The organism is Streptomyces sp. NPDC127098 (assembly GCF_042722465.1).
GTDB classification, from domain to species: Bacteria; Actinomycetota; Actinomycetes; order Streptomycetales; family Streptomycetaceae; genus Streptomyces; species Streptomyces millisiae.
This window is the reverse complement of record NZ_JBHXFJ010000061.1, coordinates 25,154-46,106: the sequence shown is the minus strand read 5'-3', so window position 1 is coordinate 46,106 and position 20,953 is coordinate 25,154. Positions and strand designations below refer to the sequence as shown.

19 protein-coding genes and 2 pseudogenes are annotated in these 20,953 nt (G+C 73.8%); 16 read left to right on the top strand and 5 right to left on the bottom strand.

The features are described from left to right. Nucleotides 1-140 precede the first annotated feature (140 nt). The 15 genes and pseudogenes from ACFWI8_RS28995 to ACFWI8_RS28925 form a co-directional block, all read left to right on the top strand. Complete coding sequence (locus ACFWI8_RS28995) at nt 141-2,615, top strand: [protein-PII] uridylyltransferase (RefSeq protein WP_387097487.1); 2,475 nt, start codon at nt 141-143, stop codon at nt 2,613-2,615. A 107-nt stretch (nt 2,616-2,722) separates the two neighbouring features. Continuing rightward, on the top strand, nt 2,723-4,270 hold the full coding sequence (ffh, locus tag ACFWI8_RS28990) for a signal recognition particle protein (protein WP_387097484.1): 1,548 nt from the start codon (nt 2,723-2,725) through the stop codon (nt 4,268-4,270). A 66-nt stretch (nt 4,271-4,336) separates the two neighbouring features. Continuing rightward, entirely contained in the window at nt 4,337-5,752 is a 1,416-nt protein-coding gene (gene proS, locus ACFWI8_RS28985) for a proline--tRNA ligase (protein WP_387097481.1), read from the top strand. A gap of 673 nt (nt 5,753-6,425) precedes the next feature. Beyond that, nucleotides 6,426-7,025, top strand: coding sequence for a hypothetical protein (locus tag ACFWI8_RS28980; RefSeq protein WP_387097478.1), 600 nt, complete (start codon nt 6,426-6,428; stop codon nt 7,023-7,025). A gap of 150 nt (nt 7,026-7,175) precedes the next feature. Beyond that, nucleotides 7,176-7,619 carry a 30S ribosomal protein S16 gene (gene rpsP / locus ACFWI8_RS28975; RefSeq protein WP_311601432.1) on the top strand — a complete coding sequence of 148 codons (444 nt, stop codon included), beginning with the start codon at nt 7,176-7,178 and terminating at the stop codon, nt 7,617-7,619. 2 nt (nt 7,620-7,621) lie between these two features. Beyond that, the gene (locus ACFWI8_RS28970) at nt 7,622-7,861 is read left to right on the top strand and encodes an RNA-binding protein (protein WP_311601434.1); all 240 of its coding nucleotides are present in this window, start codon (nt 7,622-7,624) and stop codon (nt 7,859-7,861) included. A 116-nt stretch (nt 7,862-7,977) separates the two neighbouring features. After that, on the top strand, nt 7,978-8,490 hold the full coding sequence (gene rimM / locus ACFWI8_RS28965; protein WP_387097474.1) for a ribosome maturation factor RimM: 513 nt from the start codon (nt 7,978-7,980) through the stop codon (nt 8,488-8,490). Between the two features lie 3 nt (nt 8,491-8,493). Beyond that, nucleotides 8,494-9,309, top strand: coding sequence for a tRNA (guanosine(37)-N1)-methyltransferase TrmD (trmD, locus tag ACFWI8_RS28960; RefSeq protein WP_387097471.1), 816 nt, complete (start codon nt 8,494-8,496; stop codon nt 9,307-9,309). A gap of 147 nt (nt 9,310-9,456) precedes the next feature. After that, nucleotides 9,457-9,804 carry a 50S ribosomal protein L19 gene (rplS, locus tag ACFWI8_RS28955; protein ID WP_311601459.1) on the top strand — a complete coding sequence of 116 codons (348 nt, stop codon included), beginning with the start codon at nt 9,457-9,459 and terminating at the stop codon, nt 9,802-9,804. Nucleotides 9,805-9,833: 29 nt separating this feature from the next. After that, nucleotides 9,834-10,535, top strand: coding sequence for a signal peptidase I (gene lepB / locus ACFWI8_RS28950; protein ID WP_387097469.1), 702 nt, complete (start codon nt 9,834-9,836; stop codon nt 10,533-10,535). Further along, nucleotides 10,528-11,496: pseudogene (gene lepB, locus ACFWI8_RS28945) on the top strand (signal peptidase I); the annotation flags it as partial. The gene lepB (ACFWI8_RS28950) and the pseudogene lepB (ACFWI8_RS28945), both read left to right, overlap by 8 nt. A 304-nt stretch (nt 11,497-11,800) precedes the next feature. Next, nucleotides 11,801-12,835, top strand: a complete 1,035-nt coding sequence (gene lepB / locus ACFWI8_RS28940) for a signal peptidase I (protein WP_387097496.1) — start codon at nt 11,801-11,803, stop codon at nt 12,833-12,835. A gap of 61 nt (nt 12,836-12,896) precedes the next feature. Beyond that, a complete protein-coding gene (gene lepB, locus ACFWI8_RS28935) occupies nt 12,897-13,664 on the top strand; it encodes a signal peptidase I (RefSeq protein WP_387097466.1) in 768 nt (255 codons plus the stop codon). Nucleotides 13,665-13,677: 13 nt separating this feature from the next. Beyond that, nucleotides 13,678-14,013: a DUF2469 domain-containing protein gene (locus ACFWI8_RS28930; protein ID WP_132930779.1), complete on the top strand. Its 336-nt coding sequence runs from the start codon at nt 13,678-13,680 to the stop codon at nt 14,011-14,013. Between the two features lie 109 nt (nt 14,014-14,122). Further along, a pseudogene (locus tag ACFWI8_RS28925) lies at nt 14,123-14,533 on the top strand (peptidoglycan DD-metalloendopeptidase family protein); the annotation flags it as partial. An 84-nt stretch (nt 14,534-14,617) separates the two neighbouring features. Here the strand turns inward: ACFWI8_RS28925 and ACFWI8_RS28920 are convergent. The 5 genes from ACFWI8_RS28920 to ACFWI8_RS28900 all read right to left on the bottom strand — a co-directional run bounded on the left by ACFWI8_RS28920 (nt 14,618) and on the right by ACFWI8_RS28900 (nt 19,548). Continuing rightward, nucleotides 14,618-15,250 (bottom strand): helix-turn-helix domain-containing protein, encoded by a 633-nt coding sequence (locus ACFWI8_RS28920; protein ID WP_387097492.1) that lies wholly within the window; start codon nt 15,248-15,250, stop codon nt 14,618-14,620. 70 nt (nt 15,251-15,320) lie between these two features. After that, the gene (gene whiG, locus ACFWI8_RS28915; protein ID WP_387097463.1) at nt 15,321-16,163 is read right to left on the bottom strand and encodes an RNA polymerase sigma factor WhiG; all 843 of its coding nucleotides are present in this window, start codon (nt 16,161-16,163) and stop codon (nt 15,321-15,323) included. Between the two features lie 165 nt (nt 16,164-16,328). Beyond that, nucleotides 16,329-17,450, bottom strand: a complete 1,122-nt coding sequence (gene dprA / locus ACFWI8_RS28910; protein WP_387097460.1) for a DNA-processing protein DprA — start codon at nt 17,448-17,450, stop codon at nt 16,329-16,331. A gap of 83 nt (nt 17,451-17,533) precedes the next feature. Further along, on the bottom strand, nt 17,534-19,156 hold the full coding sequence (locus tag ACFWI8_RS28905) for a YifB family Mg chelatase-like AAA ATPase (protein WP_387097458.1): 1,623 nt from the start codon (nt 19,154-19,156) through the stop codon (nt 17,534-17,536). Next, nucleotides 19,156-19,548 carry a YraN family protein gene (locus tag ACFWI8_RS28900; RefSeq protein WP_387097455.1) on the bottom strand — a complete coding sequence of 131 codons (393 nt, stop codon included), beginning with the start codon at nt 19,546-19,548 and terminating at the stop codon, nt 19,156-19,158. Before ACFWI8_RS28900 ends, ACFWI8_RS28905 begins: the two co-directional genes overlap by 1 nt. A 409-nt stretch (nt 19,549-19,957) precedes the next feature. Between ACFWI8_RS28900 and rpsB the strand changes: the two genes are divergently transcribed. Beyond that, the gene (gene rpsB / locus ACFWI8_RS28895) at nt 19,958-20,830 is read left to right on the top strand and encodes a 30S ribosomal protein S2 (protein WP_311601444.1); all 873 of its coding nucleotides are present in this window, start codon (nt 19,958-19,960) and stop codon (nt 20,828-20,830) included. The last annotated feature ends 123 nt before the right edge of the window (nt 20,831-20,953 follow it).

Here is a 20,953-nt window from a genome sequence, read left to right as displayed (position 1 = left end):
AACCCCCCCCCCCCCTCCATCCACAATTCTTTTTGGTGGGGGGGCCTTTTTTTTTTCAAACCCCCCCGGCCCCCCCCCCCCCCCCCCCCCCCCCCCCGGCGCACGGGCACCACCATGACCGACAGGAGTGTGGGGACCGCATGACGGCGGAGACGGCACCGACCACCGACGAGGCGGCGGACGGCGGATACGCGGCCGCCAGGCTGCGCCTCCTCGGCGACGAGGAACGGCCGGGTCCCGCGCGCCGCGGCGAGCTGGCCCGTCTCACCGACGCCTGGCTGGCCGGCCTGCTCGGCGAGGGACCGCGCCCGGGCCGCGTCGCCCTGGTCGCCGTCGGCGGCTACGGCCGCGGCGAGCTCTCCCCGCGCAGCGACCTCGACCTCCTGCTGCTGCACGACGGCAGCGCCTCCGCCAAGGAGATCGCCGCCCTGGCCGACCGCCTCTGGTACCCCGTGTGGGACCTGGGCATCGCCCTCGACCACTCCGTGCGCACCCTCACCGAGGCCCACGAGACGGCCGCCGACGACCTCAAGGTCCACCTCGGCTTGCTCGACGCCCGCCACATCGCGGGCGACGGCGCCCTCACCGCCGAACTGCGCACCGCCCTCCTCGCCCAGTGGCGCGCGCAGGCCCCGGCCCGCCTCCCCGAACTGCACGAGCTCGGCCGGGAACGCGCCCGCCGCCACGGCGAGTTGCCGTTCCTCCTCGAACCCGACCTCAAGGAGGCCAGGGGCGGCCTGCGCGACGCCACCGCGCTGCGCGCCGTCGCCGCCTCCTGGGTGGCCGATGCGCCGCGCCAGGGCCTCGACGCCGCCCGCGAGACCCTCCTCGACGTCCGCGACGCCCTGCACCTCGCCACCGGGCGCGCCACCGACCGGCTCGCCCTCCAGGACCAGGACCAGGTCGCCGAAGCCCTCGGGATGCTCGACGCCGACGCCCTGCTGCGCCGCGTCTACGAGGCCGCCCGCACCATCTCCTACGCCTCCGACGTCACGTGGCGCGAGGTCGGCCGGGTGCTGCGCGCCAGGAGCGCCCGCCGCCGGCTGCGCACCATCCTCGGCACCCGCTCCACCCGCCGCCCCGTCACCGACGAGCGCACCCCGCTCGCCGAGGGCGTCGTCGAGCAGGACGGCGAGGTGGTGCTCGCCCGCACCGCCCGCCCCGACCGCGACCCGGTGCTGCCGCTGCGCGCCGCGGCCGCCGCCGCCCAGGCCGGGCTGCCGCTCGCCCTGCCCGCCGTGCACGCGCTCGCCGCCGCCGACAACCCGCTGCCCGTCCCCTGGCCCGCCGAGGCGCGGGAGCAGTTCATCACCCTGCTCGGCGCCGGGCCCGACGCCGTCCCGGTCTGGGAGGCGCTGGAGGCCGCGGGGCTGATCACCCGGCTGCTGCCCGACTGGGAGCGGGTGCGCTGCCGCCCCCAGCGCAACCCCGTGCACCGCTGGACCGTCGACCGGCACCTGGTGGAGACCGCCGTGCGCGCCTCCGCGCTCACCCGCCGCGTCCAGCGCCCCGACCTGCTGCTGGTGGCGGCCCTGCTGCACGACATCGGCAAGGGCTGGCCCGGCGACCACAGCGTCGTCGGCGAGACCATCGCGCGCGACATGGCCGGCCGCATCGGCTTCCCCGCCGAGGACGCCGAGGTGCTCGGCACCCTGGTCCGCCACCACCTGCTGCTGGTCGAGACCGCCACCCGCCGCGACCTCGACGACCCGGCCGCCGTCTCGCACGTCGCCGAGGCGGTCGGCTCCCCCGGCGCCCTCGAACTGCTGCACGCGCTCACCGAGGCCGACGCGCTCGCCACCGGGCCCGCCGCCTGGTCGGGCTGGCGCGCCTCGCTCGTCGCCGACCTGGTCAAGCGGGTCGCCGCCACCCTGGAGGAGGGCGGCGCCCCGCCCCGCACCGGCCCGCCGAGCCCCACCGTCGCCGCCGAGCGGCTCGCCGTCGAGGCCATGCGCACCGGCTCCCCGGTGCTCGCCCTGCACGCGCGCCCCGAGCCGCCGCTCGCCGAGGCGGCCGCGGGCGACCGGGACGAGGAGCGCGGACCGGAGCCGGTCGGCGTCGAGCTCGTGGTCGCGCTCCCCGACCAGCCGGGCGTGCTGCCCGCCGTCGCCGGGGTGCTCGCGCTGCATCGGCTCACCGTGCGCTCGGCCGAGCTGCGCGCCATCGACCCCACGGGCCAGGGACAGGTGCTGCTCCTGGACTGGCGGGTGGCCGCCGAGTACGGCTCGCTGCCGCAGGCCGAGCGGCTCCGCGCCGACCTGGTGCGCGCGCTCGACGGCTCGCTCGACATCGCCGGCCGGCTCGCCGAGCGCGAGGCCGCCTACCGCCGCCCGCGCCGGTCGCACCCCACGCCGCCGCCCCGAGTCACCGTCGCCCCGCTCGGCTCCCGTCTTGCCACCGTGATCGAGGTGCGCGCCCAGGACGCCCCTGGCCTGCTGCACCGCATCGGCCGGGCGCTCGACGCGGCCGGGGCGTACGTGCGCAGCGCCCACGTGAGCACGCTCGGCGCCAACGCGGTCGACGCGTTCTACGTCACCGGACCCGGCGGCGCCCCCCTGCCCGACGCCGAGGCGGCCGCCCTGGCCCGCGACCTGGAGCGCGCGCTGGCCGGCTAGCCGGGGGAGCGGGGGCGGGCCAGCGGGCTGACCGCACCGGCGCCGGGCCTATACGCTGGAGGGCACGCCTTCGAGATGACCGCCGATTGTAAGGATCCGCCAGCGCCGTGTTCGACACTCTCTCCGACCGCCTCGCGGCAACGTTCAAGAACCTCAGGGGCAAGGGCCGCCTGAGCGAGTCGGACATCGACGCCACGGCGCGCGAGATCCGCATCGCGCTCCTCGAGGCGGACGTCGCGCTCCCCGTGGTGCGCGCCTTCATCGCCCAGGTCAAGCAGCGTGCCCTGGGCGCCGAGGTGTCCAGGGCGCTCAACCCCGCCCAGCAGGTCATCAAGATCGTCAACGAGGAGCTGGTGGGCATCCTCGGCGGCGAGACCAGGCGGCTGCGGTTCGCCAAGAACCCGCCGACCGTGATCATGCTCGCCGGCCTCCAGGGCGCGGGCAAGACCACCCTCGCCGGCAAGCTGGGCCAGTGGCTCAGGGGCCAGGGCCACACCCCGCTGCTGGTCGCCTGCGACCTCCAGCGCCCCAACGCCGTGAACCAGCTCTCGGTCGTCGCCGAGCGCGCCGGGGTGGCCGTCTTCGCCCCCGAGCCGGGCAACGGCGTGGGCGACCCGGTGAAGGTCGCCGAGGACTCGATCGCCTTCGCCCGCGACAAGCAGTACGACGTGGTGATCGTCGACACCGCGGGCCGCCTCGGCATCGACGAGGAGATGATGCGGCAGGCCGCCGACATCAGGGACGCGGTCAGCCCCGACGAGATCCTGTTCGTGGTCGACGCCATGATCGGCCAGGACGCCGTCACCACCGCCGAGGCCTTCCGGGACGGCGTCGGCTTCGACGGCGTGGTGCTCTCCAAGCTCGACGGCGACGCCCGCGGCGGTGCCGCGCTCTCCATCGCACAGGTCACCGGCCGCCAGATCATGTTCGCCTCCAACGGCGAGAAGCTGGACGACTTCGACGCCTTCCACCCGGACCGGATGGCCTCCCGGATCCTCGGCATGGGCGACGTGCTCAGCCTGATCGAGCAGGCCGAGCGCACCTTCAGCCAGCAGGAGGCCGAGGCGCTGGCCAGCAAGCTGGCCAAGGGCCCCAAGGAGTTCACCCTCGACGACTTCCTGGCCCAGATGGAACAGGTCCGCAAGATGGGCTCCATCTCCAAGCTGCTCGGCATGATGCCCGGCATGGGCCAGATGCGGGAGCAGATCAACAACCTGGACGAGCGCGAGGTCGACCGCACCGCGGCCATCATCAAGTCCATGACCCCGGCCGAGCGCGCCGACCCCAAGATCATCAACGGCTCGCGCCGCGCCAGGATCGCGCGCGGCTCCGGCGTGGACGTCAGCGCCGTCAAGGGCCTCGTGGAGCGCTTCTTCGAGGCGCGCAAGATGATGTCGCGGATGGCCCAGGGTGGCGGCATGCCCGGGATGCCGGGGATCCCCGGCATGGGCGGCGGCGCCCGCAGGAAGGCCAAGCAGCAGAAGAAGGGCAAGGGCGCCCGCCGTTCGGGCAACCCGATGAAGCGCAGGGCCGAGGAGGAGGCCGCCTCCCAGCGTCAGGACGAGGGCGCCGCCTTCGGTCTGCCGGGTGCGGGAGCCGACCCGGGCGACTTCGAACTGCCCAAGGAGTTCCGGGACATGCTGCCCCCCAAGTGACGCCGGCCGGGCGCCCCGCGATAACCGATTCACACCAGGGCGCCCGGGCCCCGTACCATCAGCGGCATGGCTAAGGCTCCCGTACTCACCCCCCAGGCGGAGGACTTCCCGCGCTGGTACCAGGACCTGATCAGCAAGGCCGAGCTGGCCGACAACGGCCCGGGCCGCGGCACCATGGTCATCCGACCGTACGGGTACGGGCTCTGGGAGCGGATGCAGCAGGAGATGGACGCCCGGATCAAGGCCACGGGCACCCGCAACGCGTACTTCCCGCTGTTCATCCCCCAGTCCTATCTGACCAGGGAGGCCGAGCACGTCGAGGGCTTCGCTCCCGAGCTCGCCGTCGTCACGCACGGCGGCGGCAAGCAGCTCGAGGAGCCGCTGGTCGTCAGGCCCACGTCCGAGACGATCATCAACGAGTACTTCTCGAAGTGGATCCAGAGCTACCGCGACCTGCCGCTGCTGCTCAACCAGTGGGCGAACGTGGTCCGTTGGGAGATGCGCCCGCGCATCTTCCTGCGCACCACCGAGTTCCTGTGGCAGGAGGGCCACACCGCGCACGCCACCTACGAGGACGCGCGTGACTTCGCGGCCCGCATCCACCACGAGGTCTACGCCGACTTCATGGAGAACGTGCTCGCCATCGACACCGTGCTCGGCATCAAGTCCCCCGCCGAGCGGTTCGCCGGCGCCATCAACACCCGCACGCTCGAGGGCATGATGGGCGACGGCAAGGCGCTGCAGATGGGCACCAGCCACGAGCTGGGGCAGAACTTCGCCCGCGCCTTCGACACCCGTTTCCTCGCCGCCGACGGCGAGCGCGACCTTGTCTGGCAGACCTCCTGGGGCGCCTCCACCCGCATGGTCGGCGGCCTCATCATGTCGCACGGCGACGACAACGGGCTGCGCGTGCCGCCGCGGCTCGCGCCCACCCAGGCCGTGGTGCTCGCCATCAAGGACGACCCGGCCGTGCTGGCCAAGGTCCGGGAGATCGGCGCCGCGCTGACCGCCGCCGGCATCAGGACCGAGGTCGACGACCGCACCGACACCCCGTTCGGCCGCCGGGCCGTCGACTGGGAGCTGAAGGGCGTCCCGGTGCGGGTGGAGGTCGGGCCGCGCGACGTGGCCGCCGACACCGCGATGCTGGCCCGCCGGATCCCCGGCGGCAAGGAGCCGGTCGCCATCGAGGCGCTGCCCAAGCTGCTGCCCGGCCTGCTCGACGAGGACCAGGAGCTGCTGCTGCGCCAGTCCCGCGAGCGGCGGGAGTCCCGCACCTCGGACGTGCGGACCATCGAGGAGGCCGTCGAGGCCGCCACGGCCGGCGGCTGGGCCCGCATCCCGTGGGCCGACCTCGGCCCTGAGGGCGAGGCGCGCCTCGCCCAGGACGCGGTCTCCGTGCGCTGCCTGGTCGCCGAGGACGGCTCCGTCCCCGAGTCCGTCGACACCCCCGGCAACATCGCCGTCGTCGGCCGCGCGTACTGAGCGCCGCGGCGAGCGGCGCACGGCCCCACGGGGCGGGGAGGGTCCCACCACCCGCCCGCCCTTTCCGCGCGAAGCGCGGGAGGGTCGGGGCCGCGCTTCGCGCGCCACGGCCGAGCCGCCGGCGCGGCGCGCCGAGCACCGCGCCGCGCGGCGCCGGTGGTGCGCTTCGCCGCCCGGCTTTCCGGTCGTACCCGGCGGTCGCGGCGATGCCGGTCCCGTGGCGTGCCGCCGGGTCGGTTCGCGCCGTCGGCACGTGATCGGGGGGTGGGTAGCCCGGCGCGGCGTGGGATCCGTCGCCAGGCGTCCGCGCCTGGCGACAGGTCGTGGCCGGGGCACCCGGCCCCGCGGGCCGGCGCTGGCACGCCGCCCGCCTCGGGCACCCGTACGCTCGGCTCTGCCCGTACGGCCGGCCGCTGAGCGTCACCGCCCCGCTGAGCGGGGGAGTAGGGTCGGGACCATCTCCGGCAGCCGACTGTGCTCCGCCTTCTGACCGGTCCGCCGGCAGGCGGGCCCCGCGGGAACCGCCTGGCCGCCGCCCGCGTCCAAGGGGCACGTTCACCGGCCAAGCCCGCCGCCAGGCGCCCGCATTGGCGGTGAACTGACTGGTAAGTGCAAATTCGGGGACTTGACCCGGAATCGGAACACACGGGGGGACTTGCTCGTTAGGTACGACGTGAGCACGACACCACCAGTTCTCGCCGCCGAGCTGGCGCACGCGTGGGCCGACATTCAACGGCACCACCCGGAGCTGCCGGACCTGGCCGCGCCCGAATCACTGATCGGAGAGTCCTCGTCCGCCTGTGGCTCCGAGCTCTCCTTCGAAAGGCTGTTGCACGAAGCCGTGCACGGCATCGCCGCCGCCCGGGGGGTCAGGGACACCTCCCGTGCCGGCCGTTACCACAACCGCCGTTTTCTCGCGATCGCCGAGGAGCTCGGTCTCGACCACGGCGAGGACCCGCATCCGAGCAGCGGGTTCTCGCTCGTCGCCATGACGCCCGAGACCAGGCGCCGCTACCGGCCCACCGCCGAGCGCCTCCAGCGCGCGCTCAAGGCGCACGTCGTGGCGACCGCGACCGACACCAAGCGCAGCTTCCGCGGCCCCGCCGCGCGTCACGGCTCATCGGGCGGGGGCGTCCGAGTCAAGGCCGTGTGCGAGTGCGGGCGGAACGTGCGGGTGGTCCCGTCCGTTCTGGCGCAGGCACCGATCGTCTGCGGCGCGTGCAAGAAGCCGTTCCAGATCGCGGAGGCACTGGCCGTGGCCGCGTCCCACTGACGGCCTATGGCACAATGGGCGGCTGTACTCGGCAGTCGCACAGGACCCCTCTCTCCTCCGGCTGACGCGTCCACCGGGCCCCCGGCGTCGCAACCCCACGCGGTCGCCCGGCGCGGCTCACTCGTCACACACGCAGGAGACACCACACCCGTGGCAGTCAAGATCAAGCTGAAGCGACTGGGCAAGATCCGTTCGCCGCACTACCGCATCATCGTCGCGGACTCCCGGACCCGCCGGGACGGCCGTGCCATCGAGGAGCTGGGCCTGTACCACCCGGTGCAGAACCCCTCGCGCATCGAGGTCGACTCGGAGCGCGTGCAGTACTGGCTCGGTGTCGGCGCGCAGCCGACCGAGCCGGTGCTGGCCATCCTCAAGGTCACCGGCGACTGGCAGAAGTTCAAGGGTCTGCCGGCGCCGCCGCCGATGAAGGTCGCCGAGCCCAAGCCGGACAAGCGCGCCCTCTTCGAGGCCGCCGCGAAGGCGTCGGGTGGCGACTCGTCCAAGGGTGAGGCCATCACCCCGAAGGCGAAGAAGGCCGACAAGAAGGCCGACGCCGAGGCCGCCGCGGCCCCGGCCGAGTCGACCGAGGGCTGAGAATGCTCGAAGAGGCCCTGGAGCACCTGGTCAAGGGCATCGTCGACAATCCCGATGAGGTCCAGGTCGCCTCGCGCACCCTGCGTCGCGGGCGCGTGCTCGAAGTCCGGGTCCACCCCGACGACCTCGGCAAGGTGATCGGCCGCAACGGCCGCACCGCGCGCTCGCTGCGCACGGTCGTGGGCGCACTCGGCGGGAAGGGAATCCGCGTCGACCTGGTCGACGCGGACGAGATCCGCTGAGGGCGCGTATGGCAGCGCACGAAGGGCCGGGCGTGGCGAGAGCCGCTCCCGGCCCTCCGTGTGCCCGGGCCGCGACCGCCCGTCCCCGACGTCAAGATCGCGAGAACGGAAGCACAGTGGAACTGGTCGTCGCGCGCATCGGCCGCGCCCACGGCATCAAGGGCGAGGTGTCGGTGGAGGTGCGCACCGACGAGCCCGAGGCGCGGCTCGCGCCCGGCAGCGTCCTGGCCACCGACCCACCGGGGGCCGGGCCGCTCACCATCGAGAGCGGCCGGGTGCACAGCGGCCGGCTGCTGCTGCGGTTCGTCGGTGTGCACGACCGCACCGCGGCCGAGGCGCTGCGGAACACGTTGCTGCTCGCCGACGTCGACCCCGACGAGAGCCCCGACGACCCGGAGGAGTTCTACGACCACCAGCTGGTCGGCCTCACCGTGGTCACGGCCGACGGCTCGGAGGTCGGCACCATCGGTGAGATCGCCCACCTGCCCGCCCAGGACCTGCTGGTCGTGGCCAGGGAGGGCGGCGGCGAGGCGTTCCTCCCGTTCGTCGCCGAGTTCGTGCCCGAGATCGACCTCGACCGGCGGCGCGTGGTCATCTCCCCGCCGCCCGGCCTGCTCGACGAGGACTGACCGGTGCGGATCGACGTCGTCACGATCTTCCCCGAGTACCTCGAGCCGCTGAACGTGTCGCTGCTCGGCAAGGCCAGGGCACGTGGCCTGCTCGATGTGCGCCTTCACGACCTGCGGAGCTGGACGCACGACCGGCACCACACCGTGGACGACACCCCCTACGGCGGCGGTCCCGGCATGGTGATGAAGCCGGAACCGTGGGGCGAGGCGCTGGACGCGCTGCTGGCCGGCGACCGCCCCGAGGCGGACCCCGTGGTGGTGGTGCCGACGCCCAGCGGCCGGCCGTTCACCCAGGAGCTCGCGGTCGAGCTGGCCGGCGCACCCTGGCTGGTGTTCACGCCGGCGCGGTACGAGGGCATCGACCGGCGCGTGATCGAGGAGTACGGCGCGCGGCTCGACGTGCGCGAGGTCTCCATCGGCGACTACGTGCTGGCCGGCGGCGAGGCGCCGGTGCTGGTGATGGTCGAGGCCGTCGCCCGGCTGCTGCCCGGGGTGCTGGGCAACGCCGAGTCGCACCGGGACGACTCGTTCGCGCCCGGCGCGATGGCCGCCCTGCTGGAGGGGCCGGTGTACACCAAGCCGCCGGAGTGGCGTGGGCGTGGCGTCCCCGAGGTGCTGGTCAGCGGCCACCACGGGCGGATCGCCCGCTGGCGGAGGGACGAGGCGCTGCGCCGCACCACCCTCAACAGGCCGGAGCTCATCGAGGGTTGCGAGCCCGAGGCGTTCGACAAGCACGACCGCGAGACGCTGGCCGGGCTCGGCTGGCGGCAGGACGCCGACGGCCGATTTTGGCGCCCGTCGGGTGGCGTGGAAGAATAGGCGGCTGGCTCCGTTCACATCCGGCGCGCGACCCTGCCACAGGGGGAAAGCCGCCCGCCGGGGGCGCGAGCCGCACACCACGATCGTCACCATCCACACAACGTTCCGCTGATGGCCTGTGGCATCAGCGACGGAGAGCAGCAGGTCATGAACCTCCTCGACAGCGTCGACTCCGCGTCCCTGCGCGACGACATCCCGGCCTTCCGCCCCGGCGACACGGTCAACGTGCACGTCCGGGTCATCGAGGGCAACCGCTCCCGCGTGCAGCAGTTCAAGGGCGTGGTCATCCGCCGCCAGGGCTCCGGCGTCCGTGAGACCTTCACGGTCCGCAAGGTCAGCTTCGGCGTCGGCGTGGAGCGCACCTTCCCGGTGCACACCCCGGTCGTGGAGAAGATCGACGTGGTCACCCGCGGTGCCGTCCGGCGCGCCAAGCTGTACTACCTGCGCAACCTGCGCGGCAAGGCCGCCAAGATCAAGGAGAAGCGCGAGAACTGACGCGCGCGGGCGGCCGGTTACCATCAGGCGTGACCGATTCCGACGCACGACTTCCCGAGCGCGACCCCGCGCCGGCCCCGAAGCGGGTCTGGTGTCGGTGGTCGCGCTCGGTGCGTTTCTGGGTGGTCGTGGCACTGAGCACGGTGCTGATCACGTCGCTGACCAGTGCCTATGTGGTGCAGCCCTTCGTGATCCCGAGCGGCTCGATGGAAGGCACGCTCCAGGTCGGCGACCGGGTGCTGGTGAACAAGCTGGCCTACCGGTTCGGCGAGGAGGTGCGGCGCGGCGACGTCATCGTCTTCGACGGCACCGGCTCCTTCGACGCCGAGGCGGCGGACGACGGGCCGCTGGTCGGTCTGGTGCGCGGATTGGTCGCGGCGGTCGGACTCGGCACCTCGTCCGAGACCGACTACGTGAAGCGGGTCATCGGCGTCGGCGGGGACCGGGTGACCTGCTGCGACGCCGAGGGGCGCATCACCGTCAACGGCGAACCCCTGGACGAGCCCTATCTCTTTCCGGGGGACAGACCTTCGAATGTCAGGTTTGATATCCAAGTGCCGGAGGGACGGTTGTGGGTGATGGGTGACCACCGTTCTGACTCGGCGGACTCCAGGGAGTATCTGGGCTCCCCGGGGGGCGGGACCGTCTCCGAGGACAGGGTGATCGGCCGGGTGGACTGGATCGGTTGGCCGATAGGCCGCTGGAGCTCCCTGCGGTCGGACCATGGGTGACCGCGGCCGGGCCAAGCCGGGGCGGCGCAGAGCCGGCGGTCAGCGGCGCGTGGGCGAGACACGGGCGCCGGGCGACCCGCGCGGTGGAGGTTCGAGCGAGCCGCCCGAACTCCCGGAGACCAGGGGCTTTCCGCCGAGGAGCGCGCCGCGGGGCGGCGGGGCGCCGGAGGGCACGGCCGAGCTCCCCGAGACGCGTGGCTTCCCGCCCAGGTCGTCCACGCCGTTGCCGGGCGGGACCACCGGGCAGGTGTGGGGCGTGGCGCCCGACGAACAGCCGCCCACGCCGGCGCCCGCGCCGGCCGAGGGGGCGCGTGACGAGCCGCCGCACGACGAACCGCCGCGCACCCTGCGGGGCCCTGGCGAGGGCCGGGCCGACCGACGGCGCGCGGCCAGGCGCATCAAGCGGCGCCGCCGGCTGCGTGCCACGCGGGAGATCCCGATCCTGATCGTGACCGCGCTGGTGATCGCGCTCGGGCTCAAGACGTTCCTGGTGCAGGCGTTCGTGATCCCCTCAGGCTCGATGGAACAGACGATCCGGATCAACGACCGGGTGCTGGTGGACAAGCTGACGCCCTGGTTCGGCTGGGAGCCCGAGCGCGGCGACGTGGTGGTGTTCCGGGACCCGGGCGGCTGGCTCGAGGGCGAGCAGGACTCGGGGTCCGAAGGTCCGATCGGCGTGCGGCAGGCCCAGGACTTCCTGACGTGGATCGGGCTGTTGCCGTCCGACGACGACCAGGACCTGATCAAGCGGGTCATCGCGCTCGGCGGCGACACGGTGGCCTGCTGCGATCCGGAGGGGCGGGTCACCGTCAACGGCGCGCCGCTGGACGAGCCCTACCTGCACCCGGGCAACGAGCCCTCGCAGATCGAGTTCGAGGTGACCGTCCCCGAGGGCCGGCTGTTCGTGATGGGCGACCACCGCTCCAACTCGGCCGACTCCCGCTACCACCTGGAGGAGGAGGGCGGCACGGTGCCGGTCGACCTGGTGGTCGGGCGCGCCGTCGTGATCGCCTGGCCCTTCTCACACTGGAGCGGTCTGGGCGGCACCGAGGCGTTCTCCGCCGTGCCCGATCCGGGCGAGGCCGGGACCGGTGACCCCGACGCGGCGGCGGGCCGACTGCCCGGGACGGCGGGCGAGGGGGAGAATGACGGTGAAATCGCGCGACTCCCGAGCCCTGCGGAACTTCCGCTCGTTATGGGAGTGGTGGGTCTGTTGCGGAACCCGCACGGACCGGAGCGGAGTGTGAGGAGCGGAAGTGGGGGAAATTGCGGTGGGTGCGCGGTCCGGCGCGGAGGACCCGGAGGAGCGTCCGGAGGCCCCGGGCGGCGAGGCATCCGGCTCAGCGCCCCCGCCTCCGAAGGACGGGACCGAAGGCGACTCGGGCACGGATGGCGCGGATGCGCCTGCGAGCGACCCTGGCGAAGAGGCCAGGAAGGATGATGGTGGCGAGGACGGCTCGGACGCGACGCCCGGCCAGGGCGCAAAGCAGCGTTCGTTCTGGAAGGAGCTGCCGATCCTGATCGGCATCGCCATCGTCCTGGCGCTGCTGATCAAGACCTTCCTGGTGCAGGCGTTCTCGATCCCGTCCAACTCGATGCAGGACACGCTGCAGCGCGGCGACCGGGTGCTGGTGGACAAGCTCACGCCGTGGTTCGGCGCGGAGCCGGAGCGCGGCGAGGTGATCGTCTTCCACGATCCCGACGGCTGGCTCGGTGACACCCCGTCGAACGGCGGCTTCGGCGCGGCCGTTCAGGACGCGCTGAGCTGGATCGGGCTGATGCCGTCCGCCGAGGACCAGGACCTGATCAAGCGGGTCATCGCGGTCGGCGGGGACACCGTGGAGTGTCAGGACGGCGGCCAGGTCATGATCAACGGGGAGCCGCTGGACGAGAGTTCCTACCTGTTCCCGGGCAACACACCGTGTGGCGACCGCCCCTTCGGGCCGATCACGGTGCCCGAGGGGCGGCTGTGGGTCATGGGTGACCACCGGCAGGACTCGCTCGACTCGCGGTACCACCAGAACCTGGAGGGGCGGGGCACGGTCTCCGAGGACGACGTGGTCGGGCGTGCCATCGTGATCGCGTGGCCGGTGAACCGGTGGTCCACCCTGCCGGTGCCGTCCGCGTTCGATTCCGTGCAGAGCGCGGCCGGCTTCGTCGGCCCGGGGGCGATCGGCCTGGCGACCGCGGTGCCGCTGGTGCTGTGGCGGCGCCGCCGGCTGCTGGCCCGCGAGGCGGCCGCCGCGACCGAGTCCGCGGCCGCCGGTGGCGCGGAGGGCGGCGTGGCGCAAAAGGGCTGACCGCCGGGTGCGGTGCTGGGTAGGGTCACCTCCTGACCACTGATCGGGAGGGGCGGGGCGGATGAGCGGAGCGCCGGGGCACGGCGGGCGACTTGGTCGGAGGTTGTCCGCGGTGGCCGTGGGGGTCGGCTGCGTGCTCTTCCTCGGCGGCTTCGTGCTCGCGGCCTTCCTGTACCAGCCCTACACGGTGCCGACGAACTCGATGTCGCCGGCCGTCATGGCCGGCGACCGGGTGTTGGCGCAGCGCATAGACGGCTCCGAGGTGCGGCGCGGGGACGTGGTGGTCTTCCGCGACGCTCTCTGGGGCGACAGCCCGATGATCAAGCGGGTGGTCGGCGTCGGTGGCGACACCGTGGCCTGCTGCGACGAGGGCGGGCGGCTCACGGTGAACGGCGAGCCGATCGTCGAGCCGTACGTCGAGGAGGCGCAGGGCGCCGCGGGCGTCGGCTTCGAGGCCACCGTCCCCGACGGCGAGATCTTCCTGCTCGGCGACGACCGGGTGGATTCGCTCGACTCCCGGAACCTCATGACGGAGTCCGACCCCGGCACGGTGCCGCTGACGGCGGTGTCGGGGCGGGTGGAGGCCACCGTCTGGCCTTTCGACCGTCTCGGCGTGCTGCCCGCCGCCTCGGGCTTCGCCGAGCTGCCGGGCGGGGTGTCGGGCGCGGGGCCGCTGCGGCCGCTGGCGTACGCGACGGTGGCGGGGGGCCTGCTGATCGTCTGCGGAGCGCTCTCCGGGCCCGTCGTGGGCCGGCTCACCCGTGCTCGGTCGGACCGCCATGGCGTGCCGACGCCTCCGGTGGCGCACAATGAGGGAACGCACGGCTGAAGGGGATCACGCCATGAGTGCCGAGGACCTCGAAAAGTACGAGACCGAGATGGAGCTCAAGCTCTACCGGGAGTACCGGGACGTGGTCGGGCTATTCACGTATGTGATCGAGACCGAGCGGCGTTTCTATCTCACCAACGACTACGAGATGCAGGTGCACTCGGTCCAGGGTGAGGTGTTCTTCGAGGTCTCCATGGCCGACGCCTGGGTGTGGGACATGTACAGGCCGGCCCGTTTCGTCAAGCAGGTGCGCGTGCTGACGTTCAAGGACGTGAACATCGAGGAGCTGAACCGCAGCGAGCTCGACCTCCCAGAGGACTCGGGCTTCGGCGGCGCGCGCGGCTCCTGACGCTCCGAAGTCACCCGTACGGGTGCCGGCGGTATCCACAGATCGCCGGTCGTCCACAGCGCGACGGCCCGTCTCCCCGCCCGGGGGCCGGAGGCGGCAACCTGGCCGCATGGCTCTCCTGACAGTGCTGAACCCATTGCTCTCCGTGTTTCTGCTCGCCTGGCCCGCGGCCGACGCGCCGGCTGCCGACGGGACCGCCGGCTCCTGGCCGGTGCCAGGGCCCGCCGGCGGCCCCAGGCCGGTGGTGGCCAGGCTCTGGGATCCGCCGCCGGCGCCGTGGGCCGCGGGGCACCGCGGCGTCGACCTGGCCACGGCGCCGGGGGTCGAGGTCCGGGCGGCGGCGCCCGGGCGGGTCACGTTCGCCGGGCGGGTGGCCGGGCGCGGGGTGCTCACCATCGAGCTGGACGGCGGGGGTGAGCCGCCGCTGCGGATCACGCACGAGCCGGTGCTGGCCTCGGTGGCGGTGGGGGACCGGGTGGCGGCGGGCGAGGTGGTCGGGACGCTCGCCGAGGGGCCCTTCCACTGCCCGACGGCCTGCCTGCACTGGGGGCTGCTGCGCGACGAGACGTACCTCGATCCGCTCTCGCTGCTGCCCGCTCGGCTGCTAGGCGCCGGTCCCGTCAGACTCCTGCCCGTCGGTGGCGTCCCACTCCCGGGCGGCCAGGCCCCGGTCCGCGCCGGCGGCGCGCAGGGCCATCCGAACCGCGGTCTCGGCGACGCCCTGGCCGGGGCCGCAGCGCACCGCCGCGTCGATCACGCCCTGTAGCAGCCTGGCGGCCAGCCGCGGGTCCTCGTGCCCGAGCTCGGCGAGCACGCCGACCACGAGCTCGGCGATGCCGCCGTGCGCCGCCCGGATCCGCTCCCAGGCGGCGTCGGGGCGGGTGCCGGCCCTGGCCGCGGCCTCCAGCTCGCCGGCCGCGACGGCCATCAGGGCCCGGTGCCGGCCGTCCGCGGCCAGCGTCAACTGGTGCCTGACATAGGCCTCGATCCTGGCGGCCGGCGTGTCGGCCGCCGCCATCGCCGCCTCCACCTCGGCCGCCCACAGCGGGAGGTCGACCTCGCACAGCGCCTCAACCAGCGCGGCGGTGGAGCGGAAGTACTCGTAGACCGAGGAACGGGCCAGCCCGGTGCGCTCGGCGAGCGCCGGAAAGGTCAGCGACCTGACACCGCCCTCGGACAGCAGTGACCTGGCGGCGTCGAGCAGGGCGTCGCGCTGGATTCTCCGGTGCTCGGCCACCGTGGCCGCTCGGATCCTGGGCACGCCCTCACTGTAGAGGGTCGGCGGTTCACCGGCGGCCGGATCGCGCCTAGCCGGTCACGTCCGCCAGTTTGGCGCGGAGTTGGAGCACGGACTTGGTGTGGATCTGGCTGACCCGGCTCTCGGTGACCCCCAGCACCTCGCCGATCTCGGCCAGCGTCAGGCCCTCGTAGTAGTAGAGCGTCACCACCGTCTTCTCGCGGTCGGGGAGCGTGTTCACCGCGCGGGCCAGCAGCCGGCGCAGCTCCCGGTCCTCGGCCACCTCCACGGGGTTGTCGGCCGCGGTGTCCTCCAGCGTGTCCATCAGGCTGAGCCGGTCACCGCCCTCGCCGCCCGCGTGCAGCAGCTCCTCCAGGGCCACCACGTTGGCCAGCGACAACTGACTGAACACGGTGTGCAGTTCCTCCAGGGAGATCTCCATCTCCTCGGCGACCTCGGACTCCGAGGGGGTGCGGCGCAGCGACGCCTCCAGGGTCGCGTAGGCCCGCTCGATGGCCCTGGCCTTCTGCCGCACCGAGCGGGGGATCCAGTCCAGCGCCCTGAGCTCGTCGATCATGGCGCCGCGGATGCGGGTGATCGCGTAGGTCTCGAACTTGATGGAGCGCCCCGGGTCGAACTTCTCGATCGCGTCGATCAGGCCGAACACCCCGGAGGACACGAAGTCGGCCTGCTCCACGTTGGCCGGCAGGCCCACGCTCACCCGGCCCGCCACGTACTTGACGAGCGGCGAGTAGTGCAGGATCAGCTGCTCGCGCAGCCGTTCGTCACCGCTGGCCTTGTACGAGCGCCACAGCTCGTCGAGGGCGGTCGGCGCGGCGGGAACGGTGGCGCCCTCCGTCACGGCCGGGGCAGCCGGAGCCGCGTTCCGGGGCCCGGAGGAGTGCTGTGGCATGCGTCGTCTTGAGCCGTTCTGCGGGATGACCTGCGGGAGGTGTGCGTGCGGGGAAGCGGTTCTGTCGACAGAACCCTGTGAGCGTAGCGTGACTGTCGGGTCGCATTGCGCATGTGGACGGTGCTCGGCTATGCGCAGATACGTTCCGCTGCCCGCACCGTGGTGTTACACCCCGGCACTTCCCGCCTGATCACCCCCGCCCGCGTGTCGGCCGGTGGGGCAGGACAACTGCCAGCGCTCGCCCACCCGTTCGACGAAGCCCAGGCAGCTCAGCTCCCGCAGCCGGGCGAGCGCCGCCGCCTCGCCCGTGCACGCCCGGCGCGCGATCTCCTCCGCGCCCAGCGCCCCCCACGCGGGCAACGCCTCCAACACCTGTCCCGCCTCCGGCGCCAACAACTCCCTCGGCACGGCGGGGCTCGCCTCCTCGGGCGGCAACTCGCCCATGTCTCCCACCAGTTCGATGATCTCCGCGACATCGGACACCAGCACGGCCGCCTCCCTGATCAGCCGGTGCGCACCCGCCGACAGGCTCGACGTCACGGGACCGGGCACGGCCATCAGATGCCGACCGAGCCGGCTCGCGTGCCTGGCCGTCACCAGCGAACCGCTCCGCCGCGCCGCCTCCACCACGACGGTGCCCCTGGTCAACGCCGCGATCACCCGGTTCCGCTGGACGAACCTGGCCCGGGTGGGATGCTCCCCGGGAGGCAACTCGGCCACCAGCAGCCCGCCGCCCGCGATCCGGTCGAGCAGCTCCCGGTGCGCCGCCGGATAGCCCACGTCGACCCCGCAGGCCAGGACCGCCACGGTCGGGCCGCCCACCGCGAGCGCACCCCGGTGCGCCGCGCCGTCCACCCCGTACGCCGCGCCGGAGACCACCGCCCAGCCGCGCTCGGCCAGCGCCCCGGCGAACTCGGCCGCCACGTGCGCCCCGTAGTCCGTGCACGCCCGCGAGCCCACCACGGCCACCGAGCGCAGCGCCACGAACCGCAGCGAGCAGGGGCCCCGCACCCAGAGACCCACCGGCCGCGCCGGACCCAGGTCGTCGAGCTGGCTCGGCCACTCCCGGTCCCCCGGGCACAGGAACCGGCCGCCGACCGCCGCGATCGCCGCCAGGTCCCGGCTCGGGTCCGCCCGCCTGGCGCGCAGCCGCAGCCCCGCCCAGCGGTCCCGGCTCGCGCCGGGCAGCCGGTCGTCCGCGCGCACGGCGCGCCAGACCTCCTCGGGGCCGAGCTCCGCGAGCCAGCGGCCCATCAGCTCGTCCCCCGGCTCCGCGAGCCTCGTCACCGCGGCCCGCGCCAACCGGCACTCCCCACTCACCGATCCCGAGGCCCGGCCCGCCGGCGGCCCGGCGACTGCCGGCGCGCCCCTCACGGGAGGCTCCCCGCGACGCCCGCACCGCGCCGCACGCCGGTGCGCAGCTCCAGGGCCGCGTCCACGTCCTCGGCGGTGGGCCGATCGTGGCCGACCAGGTCGGCCACCGTCCAGGCGACGCGGAGCACCCGGTCCAGGCCCCTGGCGGTCAGCAGCCCGCGGTCCATGTCCTGCTCGGCGCGGGCCAGCGCGCCGGGGAGCGGCGCCCAGCGGGACCTGAGCTCGTGCCCCGGCACCTCCCCGTTGGCCGACCAGGGCGCCGCGCCGTACCGGGCGGCGGCCCGCTCCCTGGCGGCCAGCACCCGCTCCGCCACCACGGCCGTGGACTCGCCGCCGCCCCCCGAGGCGACCAGCTCGGCCCGGCTCACCGGCTCCACCATGACCCGGAGATCGATCCGGTCGAGCAGCGGCCCCGAGAGCCGCGCCCGGTAGCGCCGGACGGTGGCCGGCAGGCACTCGCACTCGCCGCCCGGCGCACCGTGCCGGCCGCACGGGCACGGGTTGGCGGCGAGCACCAGGAGCACCCGGGCCGGCATTCGCATCGCCCCGGCCGCCCTGGCCACCACCACGTGGCCCGACTCCAGTGGCTGGCGCAGGGCGTCGAGCACCTGGCTGTTCATCTCGGCGGCCTCGTCGATGAAGAGCACCCCGTGGTGGGCGAGCGACATCGCCCCGGGGCGCGGCACCCCGGTGCCGCCGCCGACCAGGGACGCCATGGAGGCCGAGTGGTGCGGCGCGCAGTACGGCGGCCGGTCGATCAGCGGGCGACCGGCGGGCAGCGAACCGCTCACCGAGTGCACCGCGGTGACCTCGAGCGACTCCTGGTGCGTCAGCGGGGGCAGCAGCCCGGGCAGCCGCTCCGCCAGCATCGTCTTGCCGGCCCCCGGCGGCCCCTTGAAGAGCAGGTGGTGCCGCCCGGCGGCCGCGACCTCCAGCGCCCGGCGGGCCAGCCGCTGCCCCGAGACGTCGGACAGGTCGGGCACGGCCTGTCCGACGCCCGCGGCGCAGTAGAGGCCGGCCGGCTGCGGGAAGCCCCAGCCGGGGCCGAGCGCGACGCGGGGCCCGCCGGGCCCGGGGTCGCCGGTGCTCGGCTCGTCCGGCACCGGCTCGTCGGCGAGAAGCGCGATCAGCTGGCGCAGGCTGCGCACGCCGAGCACCGAGACGTCGGGCACCAGGGCCGCCTCGGCCGCCGCCTGCTCGGGGACCACCACCTGCCGGTAGCCGGCGTCCGCCGCGGTCAGCACCGCGGGCAGCACCCCGCGCACCGGGCGCACCCGCCCGTCGAGCGCCAGCTCGCCGATCATCATCAGGTCCGCGATCGCCCGCGGGTCGATCCGCTCGGCCGCCGCGAGCACCGCGCAGGCGACCGCCAGGTCGAATCCGCTGCCGCACTTGGGCACCGCGGCCGGGCTGAGCCCCACCGTCAGCTTCTTCTGCGGCCACTCGGCCCCCGAGTTGATCACCGCGGCCCGCACCCGGTCCCGGCTCTCGCTCAGCGACTTGTCGGCGAGGCCGACCAGGGAGAACGCCGCGACGCCGGGCTCGAGGTCGGCCTGGACCTCGACCACCACGCCCTCCACGCCCACCAGGGCCACCGCGCAGGTGCGGGCGAACGCCATCACGCCACCCCCCGCGCGTGCTGCACCAGCGGCGCGCCGCGCCGCGGGAGCAGGACCCCGATCAGGTCGATCCGCACCCCGCCCGGCGGCGGGGCGTCGAACCTGGCCAGCCACCGCTCGCTCAGCCACCACTCGGCGAGAGTGCGCAGGCGGTCGGCCCGGCGCGGCGTCACCGCGGCCATCGGATGCTCGAACGGCGCCAGCCGGCCGACCCGGCGGGTCTTGACCTCGCACATCACCAACGTGCCGCCGCCGGCCGGCTCCTCGGCCACGATGTCGATCTCCCCGGCCCGGCAGCGCCAGTTGCGCTCCAGCACCGTCAAACCGGAGTCCCGCAGCCGCCGCACGGCCACGTCCTCCCCGAAGCGCCCCAACGCTCCTCGATGATTCACTTCGCATCACCTCCGTCACCGACTGTGAGGGGAGCGCGAGGCGGAAGTGGATCTTGGTGGACAAGTCGGTGACTGTGGATAACCTCGTCACTCGTACGTGTCACTCGTCCGAGGGGTGCCCGCGGCGCGTCGCGCCCTTCCGCGCGCTTCCGTGCTCTGTCGTCCGGCGCCCCGCCCGTCCCGTACACTGCTCGTGGCGGTCCGGGGGTCCCGGACCGACCTCGCATGCCCCGCCACTTCGGCGCAGCGGCCCAGCCGCGGTGCTTCGGTGGCCGCGCACCTCGGTCCATGGAGCGGTCGGCGTCCCCGGGCGTCATACGGCGGTTCCCATGGCACAGCGCGCCGGGGCGTCAGGAGCGCCGGCCAGCCGGGCGGCGCGGACAACCGAGCATCAACAAGGAGAACGGCCATGGCCGTCGTCACGATGCGGGAGCTGCTGGAGAGCGGCGTCCACTTCGGGCACCAGACCCGCCGCTGGAACCCGAAGATGAAGCGCTTCATCTTCACCGAGCGCAACGGCATCTACATCATCGACCTGCTCCAGTCGCTGTCGTACATCGACCGCGCCTACGAGTTCGTCAAGGAGACCGTCGCGCACGGCGGCACCGTCATGTTCGTGGGCACCAAGAAGCAGGCCCAGCAGGCGATCGCGGAGCAGGCCGCCCGCGTCGGCATGCCCTACGTCAACCAGCGTTGGCTCGGCGGCATGCTCACCAACTTCTCCACCGTCCACAAGCGGCTGCAGCGGCTCAAGGAGCTCGAGCAGATCGACTTCGAGGACGTGGCGGCCTCCGGCCTCACCAAGAAGGAGCTGCTGGTCCTCTCCCGCGAGAAGGCGAAGCTGGAGAAGACCCTCGGCGGTATCCGCGACATGCAGAAGGTGCCCAGCGCCGTCTGGATCGTGGACACCAAGAAGGAGCACATCGCCGTCGGCGAGGCCCGCAAGCTGAACATCCCGGTCGTCGCGATCCTCGACACCAACTGTGACCCCGACGAGGTCGACTACAAGATCCCGGGCAACGACGACGCGATCCGCTCGGTCACGCTGCTCACCCGCGTGATCGCCGACGCCGTCGCCGAGGGCCTGATCGCCCGCTCGGGCGCCGCGCAGGCCAAGGAGGGCGAGAAGCCCGCCGCCGAGCCGCTGCCCGAGTGGGAGCGCGAGCTGCTCGAGCGTTCCGAGGAGAAGCCGGCCGAGGAGAAGTCGGCCGAGGAGAAGCCCGCCGAGGAGCAGGCGGCCGCGCCCGCCGAGTCGACCGAAGCCACCGCCGAGCAGGGCTGAGGCGCACCGCACCACGGCACGACCGGGGCGCACGGCGGGCGGGGTGAGCACCCCGTCCGCCGTCCCCTGCGTACGGCGCCCAGTGGGGCGAGCCAAGCGATCCGAACGACTTCCGGAAGAGAA

What these genes read in the sequence shown, in the direction of transcription:
- ACFWI8_RS28905 (WP_387097458.1), bottom strand. Translation starts at nt 19,156, where the DNA reads ATGGCGTTCGCCCGCACCTGCGCGGTGGCCCTGGTGGGCGTGGAGGGC.
- ACFWI8_RS28970 (WP_311601434.1), top strand. Translation starts at nt 7,622, where the DNA reads ATGCTCGAAGAGGCCCTGGAGCACCTGGTCAAGGGCATCGTCGACAAT.
- ACFWI8_RS28930 (WP_132930779.1), top strand. Translation starts at nt 13,678, where the DNA reads ATGAGTGCCGAGGACCTCGAAAAGTACGAGACCGAGATGGAGCTCAAG.
- proS (WP_387097481.1), top strand. Translation starts at nt 4,337, where the DNA reads ATGGCTAAGGCTCCCGTACTCACCCCCCAGGCGGAGGACTTCCCGCGC.
- lepB (WP_387097466.1), top strand. Translation starts at nt 12,897, where the DNA reads ATGAGCGGAGCGCCGGGGCACGGCGGGCGACTTGGTCGGAGGTTGTCC.
- ACFWI8_RS28995 (WP_387097487.1), top strand. Translation starts at nt 141, where the DNA reads ATGACGGCGGAGACGGCACCGACCACCGACGAGGCGGCGGACGGCGGA.
- rpsB (WP_311601444.1), top strand. Translation starts at nt 19,958, where the DNA reads ATGGCCGTCGTCACGATGCGGGAGCTGCTGGAGAGCGGCGTCCACTTC.
- whiG (WP_387097463.1), bottom strand. Translation starts at nt 16,163, where the DNA reads ATGCCACAGCACTCCTCCGGGCCCCGGAACGCGGCTCCGGCTGCCCCG.
- rplS (WP_311601459.1), top strand. Translation starts at nt 9,457, where the DNA reads ATGAACCTCCTCGACAGCGTCGACTCCGCGTCCCTGCGCGACGACATC.